At 41.9% G+C, this 16,402-nt stretch carries 17 protein-coding genes; 12 read left to right on the forward strand and 5 right to left on the reverse strand.

Annotated elements, in window-relative coordinates; genetic code table 11:
- Nucleotides 1-53: 53 nt before the first annotated feature.
- The 3 genes from WDA22_09820 to WDA22_09830 are packed head-to-tail and all read right to left on the reverse strand — an operon-like array spanning nucleotide 54 to nucleotide 2,796.
- A complete protein-coding gene (locus WDA22_09820) occupies nucleotides 54-1,277 on the reverse strand; it encodes a DUF4097 family beta strand repeat-containing protein (GenBank protein MFA5833759.1) in 1,224 nt (407 codons plus the stop codon).
- Nucleotides 1,274-2,230: a HEAT repeat domain-containing protein gene (locus tag WDA22_09825; GenBank protein MFA5833760.1), complete on the reverse strand. Its 957-nt coding sequence runs from the start codon at nucleotides 2,228-2,230 to the stop codon at nucleotides 1,274-1,276. Before WDA22_09825 ends, WDA22_09820 begins: the two co-directional genes overlap by 4 nt.
- On the reverse strand, nucleotides 2,227-2,796 hold the full coding sequence (locus tag WDA22_09830; GenBank protein MFA5833761.1) for an RNA polymerase sigma factor: 570 nt from the start codon (nucleotides 2,794-2,796) through the stop codon (nucleotides 2,227-2,229). Before WDA22_09830 ends, WDA22_09825 begins: the two co-directional genes overlap by 4 nt.
- Nucleotides 2,797-3,093: 297 nt before the next feature.
- On the opposite strand from WDA22_09830, the gene WDA22_09835 reads away from it, so the two are divergent.
- On the forward strand, nucleotides 3,094-3,513 hold the full coding sequence (locus WDA22_09835; GenBank protein ID MFA5833762.1) for a hypothetical protein: 420 nt from the start codon (nucleotides 3,094-3,096) through the stop codon (nucleotides 3,511-3,513).
- A 19-nt stretch (nucleotides 3,514-3,532) separates the two neighbouring features.
- Here WDA22_09835 and WDA22_09840 read toward each other — a convergent pair whose 3' ends face one another.
- Nucleotides 3,533-3,898 (reverse strand): hypothetical protein, encoded by a 366-nt coding sequence (locus WDA22_09840; protein MFA5833763.1) that lies wholly within the window; start codon nucleotides 3,896-3,898, stop codon nucleotides 3,533-3,535.
- A 164-nt stretch (nucleotides 3,899-4,062) separates the two neighbouring features.
- On the opposite strand from WDA22_09840, the gene WDA22_09845 reads away from it, so the two are divergent.
- The 10 genes from WDA22_09845 to WDA22_09890 all read left to right on the forward strand — a co-directional run bounded on the left by WDA22_09845 (nucleotide 4,063) and on the right by WDA22_09890 (nucleotide 13,254).
- Nucleotides 4,063-4,836, forward strand: coding sequence for an enoyl-CoA hydratase-related protein (locus WDA22_09845; GenBank protein ID MFA5833764.1), 774 nt, complete (start codon nucleotides 4,063-4,065; stop codon nucleotides 4,834-4,836).
- A 377-nt stretch (nucleotides 4,837-5,213) separates the two neighbouring features.
- Complete coding sequence (locus tag WDA22_09850; protein ID MFA5833765.1) at nucleotides 5,214-7,139, forward strand: DEAD/DEAH box helicase; 1,926 nt, start codon at nucleotides 5,214-5,216, stop codon at nucleotides 7,137-7,139.
- Between the two features lie 133 nt (nucleotides 7,140-7,272).
- On the forward strand, nucleotides 7,273-7,497 hold the full coding sequence (locus WDA22_09855; protein ID MFA5833766.1) for a hypothetical protein: 225 nt from the start codon (nucleotides 7,273-7,275) through the stop codon (nucleotides 7,495-7,497).
- Nucleotides 7,475-7,729: a type II toxin-antitoxin system RelE/ParE family toxin gene (locus tag WDA22_09860; GenBank protein MFA5833767.1), complete on the forward strand. Its 255-nt coding sequence runs from the start codon at nucleotides 7,475-7,477 to the stop codon at nucleotides 7,727-7,729. The genes WDA22_09855 and WDA22_09860 overlap by 23 nt, the downstream gene beginning before the upstream one ends.
- 121 nt (nucleotides 7,730-7,850) lie before the next feature.
- On the forward strand, nucleotides 7,851-8,633 hold the full coding sequence (locus WDA22_09865; protein ID MFA5833768.1) for an enoyl-CoA hydratase-related protein: 783 nt from the start codon (nucleotides 7,851-7,853) through the stop codon (nucleotides 8,631-8,633).
- Between the two features lie 120 nt (nucleotides 8,634-8,753).
- A complete protein-coding gene (locus WDA22_09870) occupies nucleotides 8,754-9,374 on the forward strand; it encodes a class I SAM-dependent methyltransferase (GenBank protein MFA5833769.1) in 621 nt (206 codons plus the stop codon).
- Nucleotides 9,375-9,542: 168 nt separating this feature from the next.
- On the forward strand, nucleotides 9,543-10,703 hold the full coding sequence (locus WDA22_09875) for a 6-phosphofructokinase (protein MFA5833770.1): 1,161 nt from the start codon (nucleotides 9,543-9,545) through the stop codon (nucleotides 10,701-10,703).
- A gap of 99 nt (nucleotides 10,704-10,802) precedes the next feature.
- A complete protein-coding gene (locus tag WDA22_09880) occupies nucleotides 10,803-11,450 on the forward strand; it encodes a hypothetical protein (GenBank protein MFA5833771.1) in 648 nt (215 codons plus the stop codon).
- A 149-nt stretch (nucleotides 11,451-11,599) separates the two neighbouring features.
- The gene (locus WDA22_09885; protein MFA5833772.1) at nucleotides 11,600-12,457 is read left to right on the forward strand and encodes a 3-hydroxyacyl-CoA dehydrogenase NAD-binding domain-containing protein; all 858 of its coding nucleotides are present in this window, start codon (nucleotides 11,600-11,602) and stop codon (nucleotides 12,455-12,457) included.
- Nucleotides 12,454-13,254 (forward strand): 3-hydroxyacyl-CoA dehydrogenase family protein, encoded by an 801-nt coding sequence (locus WDA22_09890; protein MFA5833773.1) that lies wholly within the window; start codon nucleotides 12,454-12,456, stop codon nucleotides 13,252-13,254. The genes WDA22_09885 and WDA22_09890 overlap by 4 nt, the downstream gene beginning before the upstream one ends.
- 28 nt (nucleotides 13,255-13,282) lie before the next feature.
- Here the strand turns inward: WDA22_09890 and sppA are convergent, their stop codons facing one another.
- On the reverse strand, nucleotides 13,283-15,715 hold the full coding sequence (gene sppA, locus WDA22_09895) for a signal peptide peptidase SppA (protein MFA5833774.1): 2,433 nt from the start codon (nucleotides 15,713-15,715) through the stop codon (nucleotides 13,283-13,285).
- Nucleotides 15,716-15,917: 202 nt separating this feature from the next.
- On the opposite strand from sppA, the gene WDA22_09900 reads away from it, so the two are divergent.
- Nucleotides 15,918-16,388, forward strand: coding sequence for a YbhB/YbcL family Raf kinase inhibitor-like protein (locus WDA22_09900; protein MFA5833775.1), 471 nt, complete (start codon nucleotides 15,918-15,920; stop codon nucleotides 16,386-16,388).
- Nucleotides 16,389-16,402 lie beyond the last annotated feature (14 nt).

Raw genomic sequence — 16,402 nt, forward strand, 5'->3', positions numbered from 1 at the left:
GGTAGTGTGTTCGCTACGCCGCTTTGATGAGTTTGTTGCATTACAATTGTCAATTATTTTTTCTTGATATCGATATATCCATTCACAGTTTCTAATGTGATGGTTTCTCCGCCGCCGTTGAGAATATATCGTCCATGAATTTCTTCACGATCTTCATCTTTTTCATATGATTCGGCTTTGAAATCAGATCGGATTTCATATTTTGTTTTTCTGGATGATGAACCCCAATTTCCATTTTCACGAAGGCGGATCGTAGCTTCTATTGTCGCTTTGGCATTTTCCGGAATGGTTAATTTAATATCTCCGCCTGCCGTTTTTAACTTACTTTCGCCTTTACCGGTAGGATTCAATTCTGCATTGACGTTGCCACCCGCTGTGCTCGCTTCGATTGAGCCGGTAATGTTCTTTAAATCAATATCTCCACCGGCAGTTTTTGCTTCGACTGTTCCTGATGCACCTTTTAATCGAAGATCACCTCCCGCTGTGCGGAGATAAGCATTGCCGCTCACTTTTCCAACACGAACATCACCACCCGCAGTTGATAAAGAAGCATCACCGCCAATATCACCGACTTCAATATCGCCGCCGGATGTTCTTGCATCGAGTTTTTTGGCAACTTTTTCGATTCGAATATCACCACCGGAAGTGCTGATTGTTGCTTCACCATTAACACCCGCCAGAGTTATATTCCCTCCGGACGTTCGCAGGTCTGCTTTGCCGTCAATATCTCCGGTGCGAACATCACCGCCCGAAGTAGACATGCGAACCATCCCTTTCACTTTCTCGATGGTGATATTTCCGCCTGATGTTGAACCAACGGCATCTCCTGTCAAATTTCCTTGTAATTCAATATCACCGCCGGAAGTACGCAATTCAAGTTTTGTTTGTGTCGGAACTGTAATCACAAAACGTCCGTCGCTGTGATCTCCCCATTTTGGACGGTATGTTACTCGTACTTCGTCACCGGATTGAATCATTTTTACAAACTCCATATCCTCATCATCAATACCATCCACCACTACGTTAATCTCATTTTTATCAGATGTCTTAATGAGAATCTCACAACCTGTAACGGAAACATCAAGCGAACTTCCTTTCCCCACATTGAACGATTGTTCTTTCTTCGATTGATTGCTGGATGAACCGGTAACTGAAACTGATCCCGAACGAGCGTAGGATTTTCCAGACGACTTTGGTGATTCCTGATCGCTTCCGAATGCTGCACAAACGAGCAGAACGGCGCTGAGTATGATTGAATACATTCTTCCTGTCTTCATTGATAGATCTCCTTTACTAAATTTACCGCACGATTGCGGATATAGTTATTTTGTTCTTTTCCAATATGTTGTTTTAATGCACGAATGGTTGCATCATCGAATTTCGTTCCGTCCATTTTTGCAATTTCCAAAGCATTGATGGCGGCAACACGCAGTCCCGAATTATCATCCTTCATAATCACTTGCAATAATGCATCACGAATATCGTTGTCAAATTGATATTGTTGAAGCACTCGCAATGCCTCGCGGCGGACGCCCGGATTTGCATCGGACGTTAACGATGTGATCAACACATTTTTAATTGCAGGATCCACCGTTTTTGTTTGTTCTGTTTGATTCCGAATAGCATTGACAGTTGAGAGACGAATGCCGGCATTCGACTCATTTAATAATGCATGCGTTAATACCTTTTGAATCTCGGGATCATCGATCTTTCCTTTGATGTGCATCGGTGCCACAGCATCAAATTCGAATTCTATTTCACCGTCTGATGCATCACTGTCGATAAATTGAATGTTGGCGATTGATGTCTTCGGTTTTGTCTTTTCGCTATTTGCAACTGGTTGAAATATCAGTTGATTTTCAATGCTTGTTGGTGAAAATGAACAATATCCGATAAACACTCCCAATGAGAGAATTCCAATTCCACCGACAGCAAATTTTGGCTGAAGAAATTCTTTCAGCAAGCTCGTCATCTGAACCGTGAGTGATTTCTTACTCCGTTCTTTCCGCAATGCTTCGCGGAGTTTAGAACGGGCATCGCTCAACAGATCATCAGAAGTCTTCGGAGAAGTATGTTGAGAAACGAAGGATCTGAATTCTTTAAGTTCTTGAATCTCTTTTTTCGCATCAGGATGTTTTTTCAGATACGCATCTAACGTAGCCTGTTCACCCTCATTTAATTCTCCATAAATGGAGAGATACATCAATTCTTTATATTCTTCTTTTTTCATTGTTGTTTGTAGAGATCGTGTAAGTGGGTTCGCATCTTCAGTGTTGCTTCAAATAGATATTTTTTAACTGTTCCCTCTGCACAATTCATCATTGCGGCAATTTCTTTCAGTTTATAATCCTGATAATGTCGCAGTGTAAAGACCAATTTTTGCTGCGGCGACAATTCCTGAAGTGCAATTTCAATTCGGTCTGAGATTTCATTGCCGTGAAGCAGTGCGTCTGTTTCATTATCGCTCACAGCATATTCACTCATAGATTCATTATTATCTTCTTCTTCTATCGATACAGTCGATGTTCGTTTTGTTTTTTCTTTATGCGTTAAACAAACATTTGTGGCAATTCTAAACAGCCATGTTGAAAATTCGCTTTTTTGTTGAAACTTTGGCAGTCCTTTAAAAACACGAATAAATGTCTCTTGATAAATATCTTTCGCATCGTCGGAACTTCTCGTGAACCGTGCTGCAATAGTGAGCACGTCCTGATCATAACGATAGATAAGCTGCTCAAATGCAATTGCATTTCCGGCAATGGATTGCTCAATAAGTTCTTCGTCTGTTTGCGCCATATGACTGCGTTTAGGTATTAGACCTATGATATTTCAAAATGGTTGTGGTCAACATACAACAATTTCGGAAAACGTTTTGTGACTGACTCAAGCTTCTTGTATTGGTTAAAACAAGTGTTTTTTTATACGATGGAAATGCTCAATGGATACACTTTCTCTTTAATAGAAGATCATAAAGAAAAATGTAACACCGATAATACTTCTTGCTATATATCTGTTTTGCAATTACTTTCTTCTAGAACAAATAAAAAACCATTTTTTTCCATCTTTTATCAATAAATATGCTTCCTTAAAGATATGATTTTCATAAAGAAATCCCGATTTAGCATCCTATGGTTTTTTTTCCTTTTTTCCGTCGCGTTTTCTCAAGAAGATGAACTTTCCTTCAGTTTGGAACGACAAGAGACAAAATCCACGGTAATACTTCGTTCGATAAAAAAACTTCCGTGTAAAAACTATAAATTTGATACACGAGACTACCAAAACGCAGATACTATCATCATCATAGTCCGAGATTTTCTTGCACCAACGCCATGCAACGGACCAAGAGCAATTGCCGAAGATAAATTAACATTAACGCCTCCAGCAAAACGGTTCTATTTGAAATTCTGGTATAAAGGAAAGTATGATAAGTGGAGGATATTCCAGCACGACACAGCATATTTCGTGCGACCTGAGGCGATCAGTTTTTCAACATATTCTGAATTAGAAAAGTAAGATTCTCTCTCACAACCCACTATGCTGATTTTGTCCAATGCCTCTGCTTTACCCAGCAATAGGAATACAACATCACCGGAAAAGCACTTACGATAATAAACGGAACGGCATTTTTCCCGGCTGCATAGCTAAAGAAGAAAATCGCATTCACGATAATCAAAACACTCCCAATCCGTTCCCATTTTAAAGAAACCAAGTATCCTACAAGCAAAAGAAAATGTCCTGCCTGTATTACCCATATACGGATTGGAGGAGTATTCATGGATTCGGTGACGAACCATGAAAGGTGTTCCACAAAAAAGGAACCCCACAGCATAAAGAGCACAATGCTGAACACTCTGGCTGTTGTGCGAAAAGCTTTTATGTGATCTGAGTGAGGATGCATAACTACTCCTTTCTCAAGAGTTGAAATGCGTAACGCGTTGTTTCACATACAAATATCTCTGTTCTTTCGAATGAAAGCAAGTGATGCAAATTAGTTTCTTTTTCGCTCTTTCACTTTCGATATTCATCACCTATATTTCTACATACTAATTTGGAGAATATACTATGGCTTACGAAACATTACTTATATCAAAACAAGACGGTTTTGCCCTAATTCAAATCAATCGCCCACAAGCACTGAATGCGCTTAACTCACAAGTGCTTCGGGAATTATTTGAAGCACTCTCTGCGCTCGACAACGACAGCGATGTGAAATGCTCTGTTATTACAGGAAATGAAAAGGCATTCGCAGCGGGAGCGGATATAAAAGAAATGATGGAGAAAAATGCTGAGAAGATGTTCAACGATAATCAGTTTGAACCATTTTATAAACTGCGCACGATTAAAAAACCGATGATCGCAGCCGTAAGTGGATTTGCACTCGGTGGCGGATGTGAATTGGTGATGACGTGTGACATCATTATAGCAAGTGAATCTGCTAAATTTGGCCAACCGGAAATCAATCTTGGCGTGATTCCAGGAATGGGCGGATCTCAGCGGCTCACGAGAGCGGTAGGTAAATATAGAGCAATGGAATTACTTCTTACCGGCGACATGTTCTCTGCCGATGATGCATTAAAATTTGGACTCGTAAATAAAATCGTACCGAACGAATTTTTGCTGGAAGAAGCAAAAGCATTTGCAAGGAAAATTGCGAGCAAACCGTTGATGGCTGTCATCACTTCAAAAGAGATGGTGAACAAAGCGGATGATCTTTCCCTTGAGGATGGAATAAAATATGAACGGCGCAAATTTGCCAATCTTTACGATACCGAAGATCAAAAAGAGGGGATGAAAGCTTTTGTGGAAAAACGGAAAGCGGTGTGGAAAGACAAATAGTTGAGTAGTGGTGCTTTTATTGTCATTAACAAACTTTAATAGGAAGTTACGATTTTTTTTGGTATCTTTAACAGTTGCAAATATGCAACGCCGCATCTGATCCACCAACAAATCTCCGCACGCAGTATTCTTTATTTAGCGGACTACGTCGGAAGCGGTACAACGACACGCTTCTTTGACGGCATTTTCGATTAGGTTCACCTCTCGCAATTCCTTCGCACAGCAGCGAGTCATTTTTTCATACTACATAGTTATTTGCACCACAGAGGACATAGAGTCCATAGAGGACATAGAGTCCATAGAGGAATTTTTGTTACAATTCCTAAGGACAATCTGAATATTCTCCGTAGTGTGCAAACCACAAAAGGAAACAAACAATGGCTTTTAAAGCTCTTGGTCTAAACGATCGGCTTGTGCAAGGAATTCTTGCGACCGGATACTCAACCCCTACAGAAATTCAAGCACGTGCAATTCCGCTGGCGGTTGCCGGTAAGGATATTATCGGCAGTGCACAGACGGGCACGGGCAAAACCGCTGCATTTACACTTCCGATTCTGAACCGGTTAGCAGAACAGACCGAAAAAAATCATCATATTAAAGCGTTGATCTTAACACCAACGCGCGAACTTGCTCAGCAAATTGAAGACGCGGTAAAACAATACGGCCGCTTCCTTTCACTTCGCGCTCTTTCCGTCTACGGCGGAACGAACATGTATAACCAATTAAAACAACTTTCTCGCGGCGTGGATATTCTCATCGCAACACCGGGACGATTAATCGATCATTTGGAACGCCGAAGTGTGAATCTTTCAAACGTGGAAGTGCTTGTACTGGATGAAGCGGACAGAATGTTCGACATGGGATTCATCGACGATATGCGTTTAATCATCAAACAAACACCCGATACTCGACAGACGTTATTATTTTCCGCTACAATGTCTAAAGAAGTGAAATCGTTAGTGAGGAATATTCAAAAAAGTCCTGAATTGATCGAAGTTGGCCATCAGCGTTCCCCTGCAACGACAGTCACGCAGCATTTTTACACCGTGAACGAAGACAAAAAATTAAGTCTGCTGTTGCACATTCTTCAATCGAAGGAACTGGACAGCGTGTTGGTATTTTCTAAAACAAAAATTGGTGCAGAAAAAGTTTCCAACAACTTACATCGGAACGGAATCAAGGCTATCTCGATCCATTCCGACAGAACACAAGCTCAGCGACAGCGTGCGCTTGCGGGATTTAAACAAGGCCAATATAAAGTGATGGTAGCAACGGATGTTGCGGCACGAGGAATAGATGTAGAAGGAATTTCGCATGTGATCAACTATGACATCCCCACGTTTGCGGAAGATTACATTCACCGCATTGGACGAACGGGGCGCGCACTCTCGACAGGCGATGCACTAACATTTGTCACTCGCAGCGAAGCACGCCACGTAAAGAAGATTGAGCAATTTATTGGAAAGAGATTTGAAATCAAAAAATACCCTGATTTTGATTACAACAAAGTAGAGGAAAAACCGTTGAAGTCTGCACAACAATCTGATATGGAACAACAATCGGACAGCGAAACAAACTTCAATCGCGAACCTCGCGGAGAAAACAGAGATCGATTTAAACGCACCGACCGTCGAACGAGCAGACCCTCTGGATTTGCCGGACGTACAGATCGTCGCGAAGGATTCAAACGAGATGACCGCCGAGGCGGTGACAGATTTCGTTCCGGAGGCGAGCAACGCAAACGTGAATTTCCTAAACCGGAAGCATTTGGCGGCGAACAACGAAAACGCGAATATCCGAAATCGGAATCATTCGGCGGTGAACAACGAAAGCCATTCAATGAAGAACGAAAACCATTCGGCGAAGAACGCGGCAATCGTGATCATGCTAAACCGAGATCAATCAATAACGTCGGAAGCGACCGCAATTTTAAGAAAAGAGAACCGTTCGGTAAAGACCGAGGTTTTGGAAAGCGGGAATCATTTGGCGGAGAACGACGAGAAGGGGGATTTGCAAAACGAACCCCATTTAGCGGTGATCGCAGAAAAAGTAATTTCGGAAAAAGAGATATCTTCGGACCGAAGAAACATGATTCTTTTGGCGGACAAAAACGAGAACATGCGTTTAAGAAGCAAGATTCATTCAGTGAAGTCAATAGTTTCAGCGATTCAAAACCGTTTGGAAGTCCGCGACCGCATAGCGGTCCGGATTGGAAACAATTGATCCCCGAAGAGCGCGAATACAAACCGCGCGAACACAAAGTGGTAAAAAAGATGGTAAGCAGAAAGAAAAAGGATTCGTAACCCTGAAGATTTATGCTGGTGGGCCGCTTCCTCGTTCAACGAAAGAGCGGCCTAACGAATAGAGAAGCAACCGGAAACGGTTGCTTCTTTTGTTTTAGAGCTAAATAAGTTGAGAGAAAGTAAAACTTTCACTATGTTACCATATCGCTTTGGAGAAATGATGACACTGACAAAAACAAAATCTCACGTAAAAATCAACCGCAAAGATTGGGAAAAAATGAAATCCAATCCGGCTTTAAGTGAAGCGATTGAACTTCTCGAAGATATTTCTGATCTGGAAAAGGCAAAAAGCGTTCGCGGAAAAAGTATAACCGTTCAACAATATTTGAAAAAGCGTGGCTTACACAATACGCATTAAACCTTCTGCTCAAAAAGATCTTGATGCTATTCCTGACAAGGAAGTGGTTAAAATACTTTCGCGAATATCACAACTGGAATCAGATCCCAGACCTGTTGGAATTCAAAAATTACACAACAAAGAAGGTTATAGAATTCGATCGGGCAATTATCGAATTCTTTATGAAATTGATGATCAGAAAATATTTGTTTTAGTTTTTCGAATAAAGCATAGAAAAGAAGTGTATCGTTAATATGGATCGATTGAAGCAACCAATAGCGGTTGCTTCTTTTGTTTTAAAGCAGGATAATTGAATAAATATATATTCAAGACGCTACCACATTCCACTACCGTGGACAGATAAATTATTCTCTATGGAATACTCAACCATTCTCTACTCCGTTTCGGACAATATTCTCACCATCACATTAAATCGCCCCGATGTTTTTAACGCGGTGAATGAACAGATGAAAAAAGATCTTCTTGATGCCTTTCGTCAAGCGGAAAAAGACTCTTCCGTCCGCTGTATCGTCCTTCGCGGTAGTGGAGAAAAAGCATTCTGTTCGGGACAAGATTTGAAAGAATATAAGGAAGCAAAAAGCTCCATGAAGGAGATGCTGGAAAAAGGATACAATCCGATTATTAAACAGATGCGTACGATAGAGAAGCCTATTATCGGAATGATCAACGGCGTGGCCGCGGGGGCAGGATTCAGTTTTGCCCTTGCGTGCGACATGCGTATCATGTCCGATAAAGCAAAATTGATCCAGGCATTTGTCCGGATAGGATTGGTTGCAGATTCCGGAGGCCATTGGTTCCTTCCCCGTTTGGTCGGCACAGCAAAAGCGTTTGAGTTTGCTGCAACCGGTAAAGATATTGATGCAATAGAAGCAAAAGAAGTAGGGCTTGTTAACCATGTTGCTCCTCATGCCGAACTAGAAAAAGCCACATACGAACTTGCTGGAAAACTTGCGCAAGGTGCAACGAAAGCAATTGGTATCATTAAACGGACGCTGAATAAATCACTGACGATGACCTTTGATGAACTTCTCTCCTATGAGGCTATGATGCAAGAGGTGGCGGCACAATCCACCGATCATAAAGAAGGTCTCGCAGCGTTTATGGAAAAACGTGTACCGAAATTTGAAGGGAAGTAATAATTGTGCGACCTCTCCGAGGTCGAATATTTTCTTTATCCGTAATTTTCGATAAACGTATGATGCCACTGGCATCATATCCTGTAGAATAAATTAATGAAAACCTCTCCCTTCTAAGCCATGAACATTGGTGATTATCTAAACCTCATTCCGAAATCGCAAAGTGATTTGCTTCTTCAAGAATGGGGATACGATCTTGTCCACGAGTATTTTCACATTGCAGAACAACTTCCTGCTACAAAACATCCAGTGATTGAATTGGCAACGGGAACAGGCCGCATGTGTGCCGTCCTCTCTTGTCTACACCCGAATGTCATATCAGGCGATCTATCGCTAAAGGATCTTCCCCGGACACAACAACGTATTCCAATGCAATTTTCGGAGAGAGTGCGGTTCCTTCAATTGGATATGGAACATCTCCCGTTTGGAACAGAGAGGATGCACACACTTGTTTGTATGAATACGCTTCACGAAGTCGCCAATCCACTTATTTGTCTTCACGAGATGATCCGGGTGATGCATCCTCATGGTATTCTGACGGTTGGAGATTTTCAACGTGAAGGATACAATGCAATGCAGCAGATACACAACATAGTATACCATAATGAACATGATGAAGGATCGATCTCTTCCGATGAGATACGGATGACCTTACAAGCTTCCTTTCATTCCGTTCAATCTTTATCTACTCAACTAAACATTACCTACTTTGCTTCGGAGAAGATTTCTCATCAAAACTAAAAAATCTCTCCTCCATTTTTCGGAAATGACAATCAGATAGGGCGAAACATTCCCATTTTCATTACATTCACTGGTACAATCTTTGCGGAAACAAGTAGTAGTATCACTACCTAATTTTGGATCAGATAAATAACTCTGCAATTAGTACTTTTATTGAAAGGAAAGAATATGCGTATCGGAATTCTTACCGGCGGCGGAGACGTTCCCGGACTCAATCCCTGTATCAAAGAAGTTGTCTATCACGCAGAAAATGCCGGAGCCGAAGTCTACGGTATTCGCCGTGGTTGGGGCGGCTTACTGAATTTCAATTTTAATGATGTTGAAGATCAAAAAAATTGGTACCTCCCGCTAACGAAACAGAATACACGTACGATCGGACGCTCCGGAGGAACATTTCTTCATACATCTCGGACAAATCCCCAAAAAGTAAAATGGTCGGACATTCCAAAGTTCCTTCAAGATCCGATGCGTCCACCACAAGAAGGAGATCCAATTAGTGATTTCACTCCGCATATCTTAAAAGTCCTCGAACATCTGAAAATCGATGTCTTGATTGCTATCGGTGGTGATGATACACAAAGTTTTGCTGTGCGGTTGCATGAAGAAAAATTCCCAATTGTCTCTATTCCAAAAACAATGGATAACGATGTTTATGGAACAGATTATTGCATCGGCTTTTCCACAGCGGTAACACGCAGCGTAGAGTTTATTACCAACCTTCGAACGTCCGCAGGTTCGCACGAACGCATTGCTGTGATTGAATTGTTCGGAAGAAATTCAGGCGAAACCTCCCTTATCTCGGCATATCTGTCGGGAGTTGATCGTGCAATCATTTCAGAAGTACATTTTGATCCCGAAAAACTTGCGAGTTTATTATTGGAAGATAAGCATCTGAATCCGAGCGGTTATGCCATCATGACAATTTCTGAAGGAGCACAAATGGTTGGCGGAAAAGTCGTTGAATATGGTCAAGCAGATGCATACGGACACAAAAAACTTGGCGGTATCGGACAGATCACCGGAGAAGCAATTCAAAAAATTACCGGCGCACATATCATCAACCAACAAGTTGCGTATCTAATGCGCAGCGGCGAACCGGATGCATTGGACAGAATGGTGGCAATGTGCTACGCCAATCTCGCAACAGATCTTGTCTTAAAAAAACATACGGGTAGGATGGTAGCTTTACGTGACGGGAAATATACAACTGTTCCATTAAAGTCGATCATGGATGGAACCAAACGAGTTGATGTGCAGGAATTATATGATATTGAGAATTATCGTCCACGTGTCTTTAACGTTATCGGAAAGCCGATGTTTTTGTATTAAGTATTGATTATCTATTGGATTTTTGCGGTTTTTTTCCGTAAGTGTTGCTAATCCATATAGGATTTGTTACGTTTGTGTGAGCATATTTCAGGAGGAATTATGAAACGCTTCGGAACATTCTTGTTAGCTATTCCACTCATCGCATCAAGTGTTTTTGCTCAAATCTCACCAAGGATAGAATTCTCTACTTCATTTCCAATGAGTGTTTTTCAGCACGGATCACGGGAATATTTTATGACAACAAAATATTCTGCCGGCATTGCATTGAGCCTCCATGAATATATCGATTTCATTTCTACTGCAACATATACGCAACAACATCCATTCGAAATTCAGCGCTTTGCGCATACCACCGGTGCCCTTTCTGCATCTTCTTCAATTTACGTACCATTTACCGTTGAACCTTACTATGCTGAATATGGTGCATACTCCGGTGTTCGTTTTTTGACAAGAAAAAATTCTATCCAAGCGTTTGTTCGAGGTCAATTTGGAATTGTTGGAACTAAATATGGAACGATTGAAAGAGTTCCGTACCACTCTCCGGAACCTTTTCCCGGATCGGGAGGAAGTTATAAAGAGGTAGAAGGATCGGTCGTGAAATTCCAATTCGCAACAATGTATGGTGTAGGCTTATTGTGGCATCCGAATACATTTTTGAGTGTCAGCGTTGATCTCCATGCTGTCAATCGATGGGTAAATCAACCGCTTGATGTGTATTGCAGCGTAGGAATTCAATTCGGACTATAATAATTACCGGTTCGAACTTTTTCATAGGCAATTCGCATACAAACCTTCGAAAGTAATCCTTCTCACTTTCTCTTTGGTTTTACAGGAATCATTCTGTAATTTCATTCCGCTATTCATTATTTACCATTTATCATTCATCTTTACTCACAATGGCTATTTCAATTGGAATTGTTGGTGCAGGAACAATGGGTGCAGGAATTGCGCACATTGCTGCATTAAAAAAGTTTACTGTATCGCTTTATGATATCAACGAAGAGGTGATCCGCCACAGTGTGGAAAAAATCAATTATGAAATGAAGCGAAGCGTGGATAAGAACAAGATCTCAGACGATGATATGAAGCAAGCGTTGACACGGATCAAAAAGCGGACGAATATCAACGATCTTGACACGTGTGACATCATCATTGAAGCAGTGTTGGAAGATATTAAAGTAAAACGCGATCTTTTTAAAAAACTCGATCAGATAGCACACCACACCGCAATACTTGCAACGAATACCTCTTCTCTTTCCGTGACATCCATCGCTTCCGCTACGAAAAAGCCGGAACGAGTTGTCGGGATGCATTTTTTTAACCCTGTCCATTTGATGAAACTTGTTGAGATCGTTAAAGGTGCGCGAACGTCTGATGAAACAATAAAATCCGCCACGGCAATCGCCGAACAATTAGGGAAAAAAACTGTCCAAGCAAAAGACACTCCGGGATTTATTGTGAATCGTGTCGCCCGGCCATTTTATGGTGAGGCATTAAGGATCCTTGGCGAGAATGTCACAAATGTTGAAACGATTGACAGAATCGTTAAAAAAAGCGGCGGTTTTAAAATGGGGCCGTTTGAGTTGATGGATTTAATCGGTAATGACGTGAACTTTTCCGTTACAGAATCTGTGTATGAACAACTGTTTCACGACTCACGGTTTCAGCCAAGCCAGATTCAAAAACAACTGGTGGAAGCGGGAATGTTCGGCAAAAAAACAAAACAGGGATTTTATAATTACGAAGAAAAATGACAAAACAAGATAAAAAGGTAAAAGTAAAAAAAAGCTCACCTCAGAAAACCAAAACTCACGCCGAGAAACCTAAGACTGGTGAAGTGAAACAGATGGTGTGCTTGCTTGGAGATGAACAGTTAGTAAAAGAATATTCGGCTGCATTTCAGGAACACGGGATTGCTGTACAGGAATTGAAAAATTTAAACTCACTAAAGACTTCGGCAAAGAAGATCACTGTAGCGTTTGAACTAACCATCACCTCCGGCGAACAGAAAAAAAAGAATCTCGAAGCGTTGGATGAACACTTGGCGGAAAATATCCCAATTGTTTCTTGCGCAGTATCTGAAACTGTTCTTACACAATCGCATTCATTAAAACACAAGCATCGCCTGATTGGAATTGCTTCCTTCCCCACCCTCCTCTCAAATACACTCGTTGAATTGGCACCGTCACTTCATACATCTAAAGAGATTGCAGATACAGTCACTTCATTATTTGGATCTGCAAAAAAAGAGACCGCAATGGTGCAGGACAGTGTTGGGATGGTGATGCCGAGAATCCTTTGTCAGATCATCAACGAAGCATTATTTACCGTGCAGAATGATGTTGCGTCGCCGAATGATATTGATGAAGCAATGAAGCATGGAACCAATTATCCGCATGGACCAATCGCCTGGGGAGAATTGATAGGGTTCAACAATGTCGTTGCCGTGTTGGATGCACTCTATCACAACCATCATGAAGAACGCTATCGGGTAGCACCGCTGTTGCGACAAATGGCTGTTGCCGGTGTTTTCTGGAAACCGAAAGAATAAAAAATTACACTTTTTGACCACTACTCATTTATTTGCCAGGAAATGTCAGCGCATCTTCAAACGGCATCATCGGTATCGGTTCACCGTTATGCTGTAGGCGGAATTTTACCAAGTCAATTGCAGGAACTGATACAGGGTTTGTCTCCATGCCGAAAAACTTCGGCATCAACACATTAAAATCAAAGAATCCTTTTTTCGGCATTTCGACGATGGTCACTTGTTGATCTTTTGATATTCCGGCCCGTTCTTTCGCTATTGAAATCGCCATTTCCATACCACCAAGAATGTCAACAAGACCATTCTGTTTTCCGTCCACTCCGCTCCAGATTCTCCCCTGCCCAATCGAATCGATATGTTCGTAACTCATCTTTCTTCCAACGGAAACTTTGGTGACAAATTCTTTGTACATGAATTTTATGGCATACTCCATACGTTCATGTTCTTCCGTCGTCAGGTTTCTGTCCGGAAGTCCGAGCCCGATAAATGGCATGCGGATTCCGAAACCGAGATCGGCATGCTCTCCCGTTTTAACAAAATCAGTGGACAAGCCGAGCGTTTCTTTCAGATTCTTATTGTATATCCAACCGCCGATCACTCCGATAGAACCGGTTATTGTACAGGGAGCGGCGACAATTGTATCGGCATACATGGAAAGCCAATATCCTCCTGAGCCTGCAACGAAGCCTTGGGAAACAATGATCGGTTTTTTTCCTTTCGCTTTCCGCATTGCTTCGGCGATATAATCAGATGCCATAGCATCACCGCCGGGAGAATCGATACGCAGGACGATAGCTTTAATCTGTGAATTGTTTACTGCTCCTTCGACCACTTTCACCAAACTTCGCGCATTAATTCCTTCATCCATTGCACATGCACCAAGAACGTAGATTACCGCAATCTTCGGCGGTTCACCCCATTGGGCATCGTACGGTTTTTGGAATGCAGAGAGTGCACTAAACGGCTTATATCCGTTCTCTTCACCAGTCTCGGCTTTGACGATGGTATTCACAACATCCCATCTGCCAATGCTGTCGATCAATCCCAGTTCTTTCGCATCCTGAGCAAGAAATATACTTTGCGTATTGACGAGTGAATCGAATTTCGCCGATGTAATGTTCCTCGCGGAACAAATATCCGTTTTGGCAATACCATGCCAATCATCAATGATCGCCTGGCGCTGTTCTCTGTCTGCATCAGACATTTTATCACGCGAGATAGTTTCATTGGCAGATTTATATTTGAAGAAGCGCCATTCTTCAAATCCAACTCCAATTTTCTCAAACATACCTTTTATATATGTATTCCCCATCAGGTAACCCTCAAGCATTATCGTACCGACCGGGTCCATAACGATTTTATCTGCAATGGATGCAAAATGGTAGAGATCGATATTTCCTCTGTCAATAAAGATGATGATCTTTTTCCCCGCCGTTTTGCACTCCTTCAATTTTTCACGGATCTCCCACAGTTTTTCACGATCCACATTCATGCCGGAAGTATTGATTGCGATTCCCGCAACCGATGGATCAGTCTTCGACGCCTCGATCACCTCCAGAATGCTAGCGAGTGTCTTTGTATTGTCGAAGAGTTCAAAACGCTGATATCCGATGGTGCCATTCAAATCGAAACCAACATACTTTTGTTGAGCAGGAATAATCTTTCGTAAGAGAGTTCTGTCTTGTGCACCGAGTCGAATGCCAAACGTATTATTTGAATGATTTCCGTTTGCGTCATAATGCGACTGCGTTTCCACACCAGCACCACCAAGACTGAATTGAAATCCAACATTGAATGCCTTGGTATCAAAATATCGGCCGATGATACGAATGCCCGGAAGAGCTTCGACCGCAACTCCCACACTCCAATAATCTTGATGAAATTGCGGTGTGCGATGAAGGACATAATCCGCAAATGCCGTTATCACTTCATCGCCGAATGGACGGAGACTGAACTCTCCAACCGCTTCCCATCCTTTCACATTTATTGCCGAAGTATAGTTTGCGCCGATGGAAACGAACGGCATGGGGCGAGCCAACGCACCGAGTGTAAGTAAATCCGATTTTTCGAGAAGAAGATTGTTTGTTGTTGTCCAATTATATGAAATGCCGGCACTCATCGATCTGTCACCACCACCCATTGAAATCGTATAATCAGCGACATAATCCGATAATAATTTTTCTCGCACAACACCGAAACCAACATTCGGCACGGCCGCAAATAATCCCCACCGATCAAAATTGTTCACGCTCGCCCCTTTGTCGGACCATGTGAATAAAAGATCCGGCTGTCGAACATATGTAAGAAGAGCGGGATTGTCGAAACCGTACAAACCAAATTTCAAAGCACCAGGCGAGGTAAATTGAAAACTGTTTCGTAAGAAATACGGAGTTATATTCGATTGAGTAAACAATGGAACGGTAGAGAGAAATAGCAATGTAAAGAGGGCGAGAATTCGTTTCATAAGTTCTCCGGAAAATGTTGAATGACAGGCTTATATTACGAAATAGTTTACATAAAGTTCTATTTATTACCGTCATGCTCATTTAGGAATGTGAAAACCGGACGATTGTATCTTAAAAATAGGCTCTGCACTACAGTTGTCTTTCTCCCAACTCTTTCGTACGATTGTGCAACTATTTCATTCTCATATAGTGGAGGCTGTAATGAAAATCAGTACATCTGCATTTCAAGAAGGTAAAACCATCCCCGTAAAACATACGTACTATGGCATCGAAGGAGGGGAAAATATTTCACTTCCGTTCCAATGGACAGGCGCACCATCGGAAACAAAATCATTCGCACTTTCTATCGTTGATCCTCACCCTGTTGCAAAGAATTGGGTTCATTGGTTTGTCATCAATATTCCCGGGAATATTTCATCGCTTACGGAAGGAGCATCATTAAAATCAATGCCGAAGGGTTCCAAAGAATTGTTCACAACATATGGATCGACTGGATACGGCGGACCGGAACCTCCGAAAGGTTCGGGCGCTCATCCGTATGTCACAACTCTTTACGCATTGAATGTTGAATCGGTACCACTTTCCGATAAAATAACTCTATCGGAATTTAACAAGGCACTAGAAGGGAAAGTGATTGCATCGGCAAAAATAACGGGATTCTATGAGCAATAAAAAAACCTGAGGAT

It is taken from the genome of Bacteroidota bacterium (genome assembly GCA_041658205.1).
GTDB lineage: Bacteria > Bacteroidota > Ignavibacteria > UBA10030 > UBA8401 > UBA8401.

Coding starts and splice junctions, on each gene's coding strand:
- WDA22_09820 (MFA5833759.1), bottom strand. CDS start 1,277: ATGAAGACAGGAAGAATGTATTCAATCATACTCAGCGCCGTTCTGCTC.
- WDA22_09825 (MFA5833760.1), bottom strand. CDS start 2,230: ATGAAAAAAGAAGAATATAAAGAATTGATGTATCTCTCCATTTATGGA.
- WDA22_09830 (MFA5833761.1), bottom strand. CDS start 2,796: ATGGCGCAAACAGACGAAGAACTTATTGAGCAATCCATTGCCGGAAAT.
- WDA22_09835 (MFA5833762.1), top strand. CDS start 3,094: ATGATTTTCATAAAGAAATCCCGATTTAGCATCCTATGGTTTTTTTTC.
- WDA22_09840 (MFA5833763.1), bottom strand. CDS start 3,898: ATGCATCCTCACTCAGATCACATAAAAGCTTTTCGCACAACAGCCAGA.
- WDA22_09845 (MFA5833764.1), top strand. CDS start 4,063: ATGGCTTACGAAACATTACTTATATCAAAACAAGACGGTTTTGCCCTA.
- WDA22_09850 (MFA5833765.1), top strand. CDS start 5,214: ATGGCTTTTAAAGCTCTTGGTCTAAACGATCGGCTTGTGCAAGGAATT.
- WDA22_09855 (MFA5833766.1), top strand. CDS start 7,273: ATGTTACCATATCGCTTTGGAGAAATGATGACACTGACAAAAACAAAA.
- WDA22_09865 (MFA5833768.1), top strand. CDS start 7,851: ATGGAATACTCAACCATTCTCTACTCCGTTTCGGACAATATTCTCACC.
- WDA22_09870 (MFA5833769.1), top strand. CDS start 8,754: ATGAACATTGGTGATTATCTAAACCTCATTCCGAAATCGCAAAGTGAT.
- WDA22_09875 (MFA5833770.1), top strand. CDS start 9,543: ATGCGTATCGGAATTCTTACCGGCGGCGGAGACGTTCCCGGACTCAAT.
- WDA22_09880 (MFA5833771.1), top strand. CDS start 10,803: ATGAAACGCTTCGGAACATTCTTGTTAGCTATTCCACTCATCGCATCA.
- WDA22_09885 (MFA5833772.1), top strand. CDS start 11,600: ATGGCTATTTCAATTGGAATTGTTGGTGCAGGAACAATGGGTGCAGGA.
- WDA22_09890 (MFA5833773.1), top strand. CDS start 12,454: ATGACAAAACAAGATAAAAAGGTAAAAGTAAAAAAAAGCTCACCTCAG.
- sppA (MFA5833774.1), bottom strand. CDS start 15,715: ATGAAACGAATTCTCGCCCTCTTTACATTGCTATTTCTCTCTACCGTT.
- WDA22_09900 (MFA5833775.1), top strand. CDS start 15,918: ATGAAAATCAGTACATCTGCATTTCAAGAAGGTAAAACCATCCCCGTA.